Raw genomic sequence first — 11,963 nt, 5'->3', positions numbered from 1 at the left:
ATATATAAAATTATGTTTTAACGAAAAATGAAACCATAAAGCTTAAAACAATTAATTCATCAGCTATTAAGTTAAAAAAATTCTCTTATACAAAATTAAACACTAAGGCTGTTTCTCAATTCTGCCAAAGAGCTTAAGCCAAGGCTTTCCCCCAAAGTTTTAACTTGTTTGGGTAAACCAAATATTAAATCAGGGCGCATAAAGTTAGCAGTTCCGATTTGTACGGCTGATGCACCAACCATAATAAATTCAAGAACATCTTCCGCCGTAACTATTCCGCCTATAGCAATAACAGGAATTTTCACAGCCTTGCAAACCTGCCAAACACAACGCAGGGCAACAGGCTTAATCGCAGGACCGGATAAACCACCAATGATATTGGCAAGGCGAGGTTTACGAGTTTTTAGATCAACCGCCATTCCCGATAAAGTATTTATACAAGAAATTATATCCGCACCGGCATCTTCAACGGCACGAGCGATTACGGTAATATCGGTAACGTTTGGTGAAAGTTTTACAATAACCGGTTTTTCGCCGGCTTTTTTCTTAACGGCGGCTGTTACTTTCGCCGCCTGAACCGGGTCTTGACCAAATAAAATTCCGCCCTCGTGAACATTAGGGCAGGAAATATTTACTTCAATAGCGGCGATTCCTTCTTCCCTTGCCAAAATATCAGCAAGTTCCGAAAAATCTGATTCTGAATTTGCATAAATATTTGCGATAATCGGAACTTCGTTATAAGGCAAATATTTTAACTTTTTATTGATAAAAGCCTCGACCCCGCAATTTTGCAAACCTATTGCATTTAGCATTCCGCAAGCACTTTCGGCAATACGTGGCATTGGGTTTCCGGGGCGTGGTTTTAAAGAAAGCCCCTTAACGATAACTCCGCCAAGTTCGCTTATATCACCATATTTATTAAATTCAAGCCCATAACCAAAAGTTCCCGAAGCACTCAAAATAGGGTTTTTAAGCGTTAAAAAAGGTAATTTTACTTGTAAGTCCATTTTACAACGCCTCACCATTCTTAGGGTTAAAATCAATTTCATCAGCCCAAAAAACAGGGCCGTGCATACACGCTTGAAGTTTTCCGGTTTCCGTTTGAATCTTGCCTTTTCCTGTTGCTTCAACAACACAACCAAGACAAGCTCCGACTCCGCAAGCCATACGTGTTTCTACTGAAAGTTGACAACGAGCCTTATATTTACTTGCCAACTCTTGAATACGTTTTAAAAACGGCGTAGGCCCACAAGCTAAAATAAGCCCGTTATTAGCCGCATAACTTTGAATAATATCTTCCAAGTGTTTAAAAATCGGTTCTCTGTCTTCAACGCTTAATTCTTGGTGGCTATCCGCATGAACCTTTTCCGCAAGAGTATCAAAGGGATAACAAGTTACGGGCAAGCGATGGCAAAACTCAAGACGTATTTTATTTGGGGTTGGGTGTTGGCGAATATATCCGACAAAAGGAGCTAAACCGACGCCACCCGCTAAAATAAGGGTTGACGTATTCGGCTCTGTGGCAAAGCCCGTACCTAAAGGGCCCCAAACCGTTACTGCATCACCGATTTTTAAGTCGAGAAGTCGCTCGGTTCCACGCCCCAAAACTTGAATAAAAACAGTCAAACTATTATCATTTAAAGTGCTTATACTAAAAGGGCGTGCGGTAACAAGCTCAAAACCCCAATTAACGGGGCGTAACATAACAAATTGCCCGGGTTTCCATTTTTCCCAAACATTACCCGCCTGAGGCTGATTTGCCTGAGATGAGGTTCCCTGAGGCTGGGTTCCCTGAAGGGGGCTAGAAAGACGCAAGGCAAAAAACTTGGCACCCCCACTATTTTGACCAAACTGTACCAAATCTAAAACTTTTAATTCTTGACAAGCTTGTGTGTTCATCATTCGTCCTAATCAATATGTCATTTATATTGCTAAATATTATATTTAAAGTGCTTAATCAAAAAGACATATAATATATAAATTACACTCTTTCGTTAACATTTGTTTACTCCATTTATCAAGCAATGCCCAACTTAGCAAGTCAGTTTTTTTTACATAAATCGAAAAAACAAGCTTGGCAAAGTACGAGAATAATCTTATTAAGTTTAAAGCAAACAGAAACACTAAGTAAATTTTTATCTTTTTTACTTTTTATACACTATAAATACGTTATCTTAAAAGTATAGTGCGAGTTTATTTTATATATTTTAAATATAATTCAAATATATTTAGGTTTATTATCCACCTTGGAGGAAGATTATGCTCTGGCGTTTAGAATTAGGCACAAAAAACGGCGTTGAAGATGTTATGGGGAAAAAAGCTGCTTTATCTGTTGATAAAGCTCTTGGTATAAAAATAAAAGATGCACGCTTGGTAAAAGTTTATACTATCGAAGGCGTTGAAAATAACGTAGCGGAAAAGATCAAAAAAGAAGCTATGTTACATGATACTGTTTTACAAGAGGCTTCTTTAAAACCTTATAATTATGATGCCGATTGGGTGCTTGAAGTCGGATTTCGCCCCGGAGTAACCGATAACGAAGGGCGTACTGCAAAAGAAACCCTCGCTATGGTTTTAGGCGTTCCACGCAATAAAATACAGGTTTATGCCTCAAATCAATATCACTTTTTTTCAACACCGGAACATAAAATAACCAAAGAAGAAATTCAAAAAATCGCAGAAAAACTTTTTTGCAACGAATTAATTCAGCGTTATTCCCTAAAAAGCAAAGAAGAATGGAATAAAACCCCCGGTTTTGAAGCAAAAGCCGCACAAGTAACAGGCAACCCCAGCGACGAAGTTGTTACTATTGAATTTTCAAAAATGAATGATGCGGAATTAATGAACTTTAGTCGTAGCAATACGTTGGCTCTTTCTTTAGAAGAATTAAAAGCGATTAAAGCATATTACGCCAACCCCGAAGTAAAAGAACAACGCAAAAACGACAGACTGCCTCTTGATCCAACTGATGCCGAAATTGAAGTTTTAGCTCAAACTTGGTCAGAACATTGTAAACATAAAATCTTTTCGGCTTTTATAGAATATGAAGATAAAGAAAACGGCACAAAACGCAATATTAACAGCCTTTATAAAAGCTGTATTCAAAACACTACAAAACAAATTAGAGAAAGACTCGGGAAAAACGATTATTGTCGTTCCGTGTTTAAAGATAACGCAGGGGTAGTCGCCTTTAACGACGATTATGACTTATGTATTAAAGTAGAAACTCATAACTCCCCCTCTGCTCTTGACCCATATGGTGGAGCTTTAACCGGTATTGTCGGCGTAAACCGCGACCCGATGGGAACAGGAATGGGTGCAGAGCTTATCTGTAATACTGATGTTTTTTGTTTCGCCTCGCCTTTTTACAAAGGTGAATTGCCTCCTCGCCTTTTACACCCAAGAAGAGTAATGGAGGGCGTAAGAGAAGGCGTTGAACACGGCGGAAACAAAAGTGGAATTCCAACCGTAAACGGAGCTGTGGTTTTTGACGAGCGTTATCTCGGAAAACCCTTGGTTTATTGTGGAACTATCGGAATAATGCCAAAAACTTTAAATGGACAACCCGGGCATTATAAAAAAGCTTTGGTGGGTGATGCCATTGTGATGGTAGGCGGACGTATAGGCAAAGACGGAATTCACGGTGCAACCTTTTCTTCGGAAGAGCTTCACGAAGGTTCACCGGCAACCGCCGTACAAATTGGCGACCCGATTGTACAACGCAAAATGTATGATTTTATAATAAAAGCCAGAAATATGGGCTTATATAACGCCATAACCGATAACGGAGCAGGCGGTTTATCCTCTTCCGTAGGTGAAATGGCAGGAGATACGGGCGGCTGTAAATTAAACTTGGCAAACGCACCATTAAAATATGACGGACTCAAACCTTGGGAGATTTTACTTTCAGAGGCTCAAGAACGCATGACTTTAGCGGTTCCTCAAACTAAACTGAAAGAATTTTTGAAATTAGCCCAACAAATGGACGTTGAAGCAACCAGCCTCGGTGAATTTACCGATTCCGGTTACTTTGAAGTTTCATTTAACGATAAAAAAGTTGCCAAGTTGCAAATGGCATTTATGCATGACGGAGTTCCACAGCTTAAATTAAAAGCCACTTGGGAAAAGCCAAAAAGTATTGATTCCGAAATGTGTGTAAAATGTCTGACTATGGGCAAAGTTTCGCATAATGATTTACTGCTCAATCTACTTGGGCGTTTAAATATTTGTAGTAAAGAATACATGATTCGCCAATATGACCATGAAGTAAAAGGCGGAAGCGTCGTTAAACCTTTGGTCGGAGTAAAAAGAGATGCCCCGGCTGATGCGGCTGTTGTGCGTCCTGTGCTTGCTGAAACAAAAGGAATGGTTATTTCCAACGGAATTTGTCCAAAATTTAGCGATTATGATAGCTATTGGATGATGGCAAACGCTATTGACGAAGCGGTGCGTAATGCTGTTGCTGTGGGTGCAAAACCCGATCAGCTCGCCGGCGTAGATAACTTTTGTTGGTGTGATCCTGTTGAAAGCGAACGTACGCCAGACGGACAGTATAAACTTGCCCAACTTGTAAGAGCAAACGAGGCGTTAAGAGATTTTTGTCTTGGCTTTAGCGTTCCTTGTGTTTCGGGTAAAGACTCAATGAAAAACGATTACATGGGCGGCGGACAAAAAATATCAATTCCTCCGACGGTATTGTTTTCTGTCTTGGGTATTATTGATGATGTAAACAAGGCGGTTACTAGCGACTTTAAGCAAGCTGATGACTCTATTTATATTTTGGGTCTGACGAAACGTGAACTTGCCGGTTCTGAAGTTGCTTCCGAACTCGGCTTTAAAGAAGGCGTAGTACCTGAAGTTGATTTGTTAAGTGCAAAACAACGTTATGAAAGTTTGTATCAAGCCATTCAAAAAGGCTTGGTAACAGCAGCCCACGACCTCTCTGACGGAGGACTCGGCGTAGCCTTGGCAGAAATGGCTGTTGGCGGACGTTTAGGCGTAGATGTCAATATTGCTCTTATGCCGTGTATGGGGTGCGAGACAAAAGGCGAAATGCTCTATAGCGAAAGTGCCAGCCGCCTTTTGGTAAGCGTGAAACCTGAAAACGCCAAAGCCTTTGAAGCTCTCTTTGCAGGGCAATATTTCGCTAAAATCGGTAAAGTAACAAAGTCTAACTTTATCGTAAAAAGCGATATGAACGCCTTAATTAACCTTGAAGTTGAACAATTGGCAAAAGCCTTTAAGCAAACGCTAAATTGGTAAATTAAAAAATTAAATTAATACAATTAAAACGCCCAGAGCAAGCTAAACTTTGTAAAGGGCGTTTTGTTTTATATTAGTGTCTGACTTAATCAAGAAAATGGCACAAATCCGAAAGACAGCTGTCTTCAAATTAGTTTGCTCTAGGGCATATGGCGAACCCACCCATAAGTGCCAAACTTACGACGTAAAAGTGTAACAATGATTAAAGGGACTACCATTATTAAAAATGGAAGTATTTTGTTATCGCTAAAGAAAATAGCAAATGCCCCTACCAACAAACAAATTACGGCAACAACTCCTGCCAGCTTTATTAGTCCACCCACAAAGCCATATACGTCATACTGTCTAGCTGCCCCACAAGCGGAACAAACAACAGAACCCCTTGCAGTAGTAGTTAAACAAAAAGGACACTCTTCCCCGGGGTTTATTTTTTCTTTACTCATCTGAAAATCTCCAAGCAAAATCAATGAAATGAACATGCATAACCCTTTACGACAAGGCAAATGTTATGCTGTTTTTATAAAAAGTCAATCTTGGTTCTTAGTGATAAACTATAACTGCGAACTAAGCTGAAAGGCTTGAGCCGCACCAAGCACATTATGCACCCTATGAATTATCACACCATCACCCACACAACGTTCAAAAATAAGCGAAAGGGCTATTTGAGTCGCTTTATCCATTGTTTCTTTATGCAAACTTTCATGGGCTAAAAGTTGACGCAACATTGCCTTTCGAGACAAGCCCACGACAAGCGGACGCTTTAAACTCATAAATCTAGGAATAGCTTTAAAAATTGCTATGTTATGTTCTAAATTTTTTCCAAAACCAAAACAAGGGTCAAGGGCAATATGAGTTTCGGGAAGACCGGCTTGAACTAATAAATTCATTTGTGTTTCAAAAAAACTCAATATTTCTTCCACAACATTTTGGTATGAAGGACGTTTTTGCATCTCTTGAGGTTTTTTCGGACTATGCCCCAAAATATATGCCGGTTTTTGTTCCGCCAAAACATTTTTCATTTCACTATCAAAAACCCCGCCTGAGACATCATTAATAATTTCCGCATCACAGGCGATTACAAATTCTGCGGTTTTTGCTTTAAAAGTATCAATTGAAACGGGAATATCTTTTAACACAGACTCTGGGTCTTGCCTTTGTGCTTGAATAAAACTTAATAGAGGTTTCAGGCGTTCAATTTCATCATCAACAGAAACGGGAGTCGCAAAAGGCCTGGTGCTTTCTGCCCCTATATCTAAAATATCAACATTTTGTTCACAAAGTTCCAAGACATGCTCTTTCGCTTTGTCTAACTCAAAATAAGAACCGCCGTCTGAAAACGAATCCGGAGTAACGTTGACAATGCCCATGATCAAATGCTTGCAACGTTGCTTTTGAGCTGTTGCAAAATCCAAATCTGACGAATTCAAAAAGGGGAAATGGCAATGCCATCTCCCTTCTTGAAGTAATAAATTGAAACCTTTATTTGTTAACCATTCCATGAAACTGTAATGCCCTTTACTTATCCTCAGATTTCTCTTCAGTTTTTTTCACATTTTCCTGCGAATTTGTGCTTTGATCAGCAGGGGCATCTTCTAGTCTAAACTCTGCTGGTTTCTGGGTTGTATCAGGTTTATTGTTGTCATTATCGTTAGTTTTTTCATCTGGTTGAGCTGGTTGTTTCCCTTCATTTAAGATCAGCGGAGGAAGATCTTCGTTTTTAATAATAATGTCTACTTCGGAGGAAGTCAAAGTTTCACGCTCTAACAACGCAGTAGCCATACGATCAAGCACGTCTCTGTTCTCTCTTAAAAGGCGTTCAGCTTGTTCAGCCGCAACAGTAATCATACGTTTAATCTCAGCGTCGATCAAACGAGCGGTTTCGTCGCTAACATGACGCATTTGTCCCCAATCACGCCCGATAAAGACTTCGCCACCATCGTTATCACTCACAAAAACAGGACCGATAGCATCACTCATTCCCCAATCGCAAACCATTTTTCTAGCCATTTTAGTAACTTGAACAATGTCGTTTGAGGCTCCGGTCGTAAGTTGGTTAAAAACTATTAATTCAGCGGCACGTCCACCTAAAATCATTACCATTGAGTTTTCAAAATATTCTCTACGTCTGGTTAAAACATCACGTTCAGGCAGGTTCATAGTTAAACCCAAAGCCCGCCCACGAGGAATAATCGTAACTTTATGCAAAGGATCGCCGTAAGGGAGAAGTTTTCCGATAAGTGCGTGTCCTGATTCGTGATATGCAGTAGTTTTTCGTTCTTCTTCTGTCATAAACAGGCTACGACGTTCTTTACCCATAATTACTTTATCTTTTGCACTTTCAAAATCGTCCATATAAACTAAATCTTTGTTTAACTTAGCGGCATTTAAAGCAGCTTCGTTTACTAAGTTTTCAATATCAGCACCGGAAAAACCCGGAGTTCCTCTGGCAAGAATATCAAGATCAACATCACTCGCCAATTTGGTTTTCTTTCCGTAAACTTGGAAGATTGTAAGACGACCTTGAAGGTCAGGCACGGGAACAACAACCTGACGGTCAAAACGTCCCGGTCTCAATAAGGCTTGATCCAAAACATCTGGGCGGTTTGTTGCCGCTATCAAGATAACGCCTTCGTTAGATTCAAAACCGTCCATCTCAACCAAAAGTTGGTTTAAGGTTTGTTCACGTTCGTCGTGTCCGCCGCCTAAACCGGCTCCACGCTGACGACCGACCGCATCAATTTCATCTATAAAAATAATACAAGGTGCATTTTTTTTACCTTGAACAAATAAATCTCTAACTCTCGAAGCCCCAACCCCGACAAACATTTCTACGAAGTCAGAACCGGAAATAGAAAAGAAAGGAACGCCCGCCTCGCCGGCGACGGCTCTGGCTAAAAGAGTTTTACCCGTTCCCGGAGGACCAACAAGCAAGATACCTTTAGGAATTCTTCCACCAAGGCGAGTATATTTTTTAGGATTTGAAAGAAAATCAACTACTTCAGAGAGTTCTTCTTTTGCTTCATCAACCCCGGCAACATCTTTAAAAGTAACCTTAGGCGTTTCTTGGTTTAAAAGTCTGGCACGAGAACGCCCGAAAGACATAGCCTTTCCGCCGCCGCCCTGCATCTGGCGAATAAAATAGATCCAGATACCGATAAAAATCAACATCGGCAACCAAGAGATAAAAATGCTATACCAAGCGGAATCTTCGACGGGCTCTGCTTTAATACGCAATTTATTGGCAAAAAAGCGTTCTACCATTTTAGGGTCAATAGGTGCATAGCTTTGGAATTTTTTGTTGTCTATTCCCTCGCCTGTGAGCTTTTGCCCTTGGATAACCACACTGGTAATATCCTTTTGTTCAACTTTCTCTATAAAAGCACTATAATCAATTTTATCCGGTGAATCTTGTGGCTGGTTAAAAGTTTGAAACAAGACAATAATTAGCAACAGAAAAGCTACAGAGAAGAAAAAGTTACGAGAAGTTTGATTCAAGATATGCCTCCACCTGCATAAACAAAAAGCCTCTCAACGCAGTGAGTAAATTAAGAGACCGTAAAAATAAAAGTATTCATATTTTATACAAATAATATTATTTGTGAATATTCTTTGTAATAATTAACTATAGATAACCTAAGAAAAAAAATTTGACAATTACCAAATCTGACTGTTTTTTTATTTTAACAATACCGGTTATAATTGTAAACAAAAGTAATTAAAAATTTGAGGGGCGTTTGCCCCCCAATATAAGCTGTTATAACGATATTATGAATTAACTTTAGATGTTGCCATCATCTGAGCTATACGTTCACCGGTTGGTGTTTTTAATATATCTTTTAGAACCGATACAATATTAATATCATAGCTTTCCGGATGTGCTTCTAAAAAGGAGATTACATCACTAACAGGAATAGCCGAACGATAAGATCTTGGTCTTGCCATAGCCGTAAAGGTATTGGCAATTGCCAAAATACGGGCATGAATACCTATGTTTCCTCCGTTTAAGCCACGAGGATAACCCTTTCCGTCAAGTCGTTCGTGCATTTGATAAATTGCTTCAACAACAGGCAAATCGAACTCAATATCTTTTAATATTTCTTTAGCATATTCAACGTGTTGTTCCATTCTGGCTTTTTCTTCAGGCGTTAAAGCACCCTGTTTAGTCAAGATTTCTCTTGGAACAAACATCTTACCAACCTGTGAAAGGTTAGCGGCCGCTTCAATTGTTGCCATATCAGGTTCGGAAAGATTCATCGCCTTTCCGACTACGGAAGCCACACTACCCATTAAGCGAGAATGTCCGCCCAAGAAAGTATCTGACTCTTCTATCGCCCTGACCAAAGCATCAATGGTTTGTTGAACCATACGTCTTGAGTGTTCTTGTGCTTCAAGCAATTTGGTAATATCTCTAAATACAGCAACAATACCAATAATTTCTCTTGTATTTTCATCTCGCAACGGCGATTTGGAAATCTGGAAATAATAACGCTGAGATAAAAGCCAAAGAGTTTCTTGAGTTGTTATTACCTCGCCTGTTAATAAAGCCTGATGATCAGCAACGTTTAAGCGTTTTGCCGTATCAAACCCAAAAATAGCCGCAGCATCAAGACCAATAATCGTTTGAGGTTCACGTCCAACAGCCTTGGCAAAAGCCGGGTTAACATAACGGTAAATACCGTTGGCATCAGAAAACGATATCGGGTCTGAGATACTTGCGTTTATTCCGTCAAGCAATCTTTTTTGAGTTTCAATAACATTATATAACTCAGAGAGTTGTCCGGCAATCTTCTTTTGATCGCTTCCAATCAGCCACCACCAAGCCATTCCGCCCATAAAAAGAACAACTAAAGAAAAAAGCCCCGCCATACTGTAAGTAGTAGCAACAGTTTGAGCAATCGCAGTTGTAAATATTTTTTCACTAAACTCAGCTACAATCCACCACTCAGGAGCAGCGTCTTTTTCTCCGACAAATTGTCCTAAAGAATAAACCTTGTCTGTCCCATAGAGGTTAGGTCTTACTTCAAATGGTAAGAGGGAATCACTGGTCAGCGGAGAGCTTGATAAGTCAGAGATATCACCCTTGGCATTAACAAAGGAAAAACTATTATTATAACGTTGAACCAAAAAAGTCTGCATGTCTTTATCTTCACTATAAGATGAAGAGGCAAGCCAATCAGATATTTTTGAACCCATATCTTTGGTAAGAATTAAAATAGAAACTGTTTTTGGGTGTGTGTTGTCAAACTGGTCGGAAACCATGGGAAAAAGAAAATCGACCATTAAGCCGTTTTCCCCTTTTCTAATAGGCGAAATTCTCATTTTTCCGTCTTTTAAAACTTCGCCTGCCAGTTTTTCAAGCAAGACAATATTTTTGGGGTCAGAAGGGTCAGTAGAAAGATAAATTTGTGCTTTAGCGTTCATAATCCGAGCAGAGTTAAAACCTTGAAGCTTTACAAAGTCATCTAACAAAGAACGCAAATATGGAAGTTGACCGGAAAGTTGGCTAGAATCAGAATCGGAAGTATCGGCTTTAGGCGTAGCAATCAATAAATCTATTATATTACCCTGATATTGATCAACTTCTGCTGCAAAAATTTTGAAAGTATCTGAATTAATTAAAACTGCGGCCGCTTCAACAATACGCTTAATCCAATCGCCGGAACTATATGCACGACCATCAGTAAACAACACAACACGTTGTTTTAACTGTTTTTCTTGATCAGATTTGTAGTTTCCGATATGGATATAAGCAGCCACGAAAGATGCCGCCACCATACTTAAAATAATGATAACTCCGAACCAAACCAAGCCCGGACGTGAAGTCATTTTAACACTCTTTTTATCTACGGTCATGCCTGCAACATTTTCTGACATTTTACTTTCTCCGCTATAATGCTCTTTGTTTATATTAAATATCTTATCGTTAAACTAACAAGATTACCTTTTGATTTAAACTGATTTTGTTAAAATCTTATACCATTTTTTATACTCTTAATCAATCGCCTACTTTTTCTTTTTTACAGGAAGGTGAGCCCATCGAAATTGAGAATTTAATGAAAATGCCGGTTGATAGTTTCGGATTGTGGTGTGAGATAAAGGCGTATTTGAGAGGTTATCAAGGATATAAATATTGTCGTCGATATACACGGCTAAAACGCCATGTCCGAGGTTACGAATAGTATCTTTTACAACCACGATCCGCATTTGTTCTTCAGGGATTCCAAGGTATTTTAAAGCAAAAAATTTAATTATTGCATAATCTTCACAGTCTCCTGATTTTTTTAAAAACTCTTTAGGAGTCGCCCAATAGTCTTCAAGTCCGAATAAGCTTGAATCAGTACGATACGGCCATTGGTTAAAAAACATATTAACGGCTTTTAGCTTTTCTTGCGTTGAAAAACTCGGAAAGTTTTTTTCTATCGTTTGCCATTTTTCTGCTAAATTTTTAGGCAATAAAGTATGAAACTGATCTGTAAACGTTGGATTTTTTTTCTCTGCACTCAAGACTCTCTGCCACTTGGGCATATCTTTTAAAACAGTTTTAAATTCAACGGTTCCAAATAAACGAGGCGGAGAGTTGGCTGATAAAATACTGATTAAACCTTGTTGCAAAAACAACAAAGCAAAGAATATCAGCCATATTTTATAAACAGCTTTTTGATTGTTTTTATGTATCAGCCCCATTTATCCAATATCCATAG

Annotated in this window: 8 protein-coding genes; 1 reads left to right on the top strand and 7 read right to left on the bottom strand. The window is 39.1% G+C overall.

Going from position 1 to position 11,963, the window contains the following annotated elements; translation table 11 throughout:
• Positions 1-95 precede the first annotated feature (95 nt).
• Positions 96-1,007 (bottom strand): dihydroorotate dehydrogenase, encoded by a 912-nt coding sequence (locus tag BT999_RS07830; protein WP_072697225.1) that lies wholly within the window; start codon positions 1,005-1,007, stop codon positions 96-98.
• Between the two features lies 1 nt (position 1,008).
• A complete protein-coding gene (locus BT999_RS07825; RefSeq protein WP_342741874.1) occupies positions 1,009-1,902 on the bottom strand; it encodes an iron-sulfur cluster-binding protein in 894 nt (297 codons plus the stop codon).
• Positions 1,903-2,259: 357 nt separating this feature from the next.
• On the opposite strand from BT999_RS07825, the gene BT999_RS07820 reads away from it, so the two are divergent.
• Positions 2,260-5,262 (top strand): AIR synthase-related protein, encoded by a 3,003-nt coding sequence (locus tag BT999_RS07820; protein ID WP_072697223.1) that lies wholly within the window; start codon positions 2,260-2,262, stop codon positions 5,260-5,262.
• Positions 5,263-5,402: 140 nt separating this feature from the next.
• Here BT999_RS07820 and BT999_RS07815 read toward each other — a convergent pair whose 3' ends face one another.
• From BT999_RS07815 to BT999_RS07795, 5 genes are all read right to left on the bottom strand, one after another.
• The gene (locus tag BT999_RS07815; protein ID WP_072697222.1) at positions 5,403-5,741 is read right to left on the bottom strand and encodes a hypothetical protein; all 339 of its coding nucleotides are present in this window, start codon (positions 5,739-5,741) and stop codon (positions 5,403-5,405) included.
• A gap of 72 nt (positions 5,742-5,813) precedes the next feature.
• Positions 5,814-6,629: a dihydropteroate synthase gene (gene folP, locus BT999_RS07810; protein WP_072697221.1), complete on the bottom strand. Its 816-nt coding sequence runs from the start codon at positions 6,627-6,629 to the stop codon at positions 5,814-5,816.
• Between the two features lie 148 nt (positions 6,630-6,777).
• Positions 6,778-8,757 (bottom strand): ATP-dependent zinc metalloprotease FtsH, encoded by a 1,980-nt coding sequence (gene ftsH / locus BT999_RS07805; protein WP_072697220.1) that lies wholly within the window; start codon positions 8,755-8,757, stop codon positions 6,778-6,780.
• A 270-nt stretch (positions 8,758-9,027) separates the two neighbouring features.
• A complete protein-coding gene (locus tag BT999_RS07800) occupies positions 9,028-11,136 on the bottom strand; it encodes an HD-GYP domain-containing protein (RefSeq protein WP_072697219.1) in 2,109 nt (702 codons plus the stop codon).
• Positions 11,137-11,265: 129 nt separating this feature from the next.
• Entirely contained in the window at positions 11,266-11,946 is a 681-nt protein-coding gene (locus tag BT999_RS07795) for a transglutaminase-like cysteine peptidase (RefSeq protein ID WP_072697218.1), read from the bottom strand.
• Positions 11,947-11,963: the final 17 nt, after the last annotated feature.

This window comes from Desulfovibrio litoralis DSM 11393 (assembly GCF_900143255.1).
GTDB lineage: Bacteria > Desulfobacterota > Desulfovibrionia > Desulfovibrionales > Desulfovibrionaceae > Frigididesulfovibrio_A > Frigididesulfovibrio_A litoralis.
The sequence above is the reverse complement of the archived record's forward strand: the minus strand, read 5'-3'. Positions and strand labels throughout refer to the sequence as shown.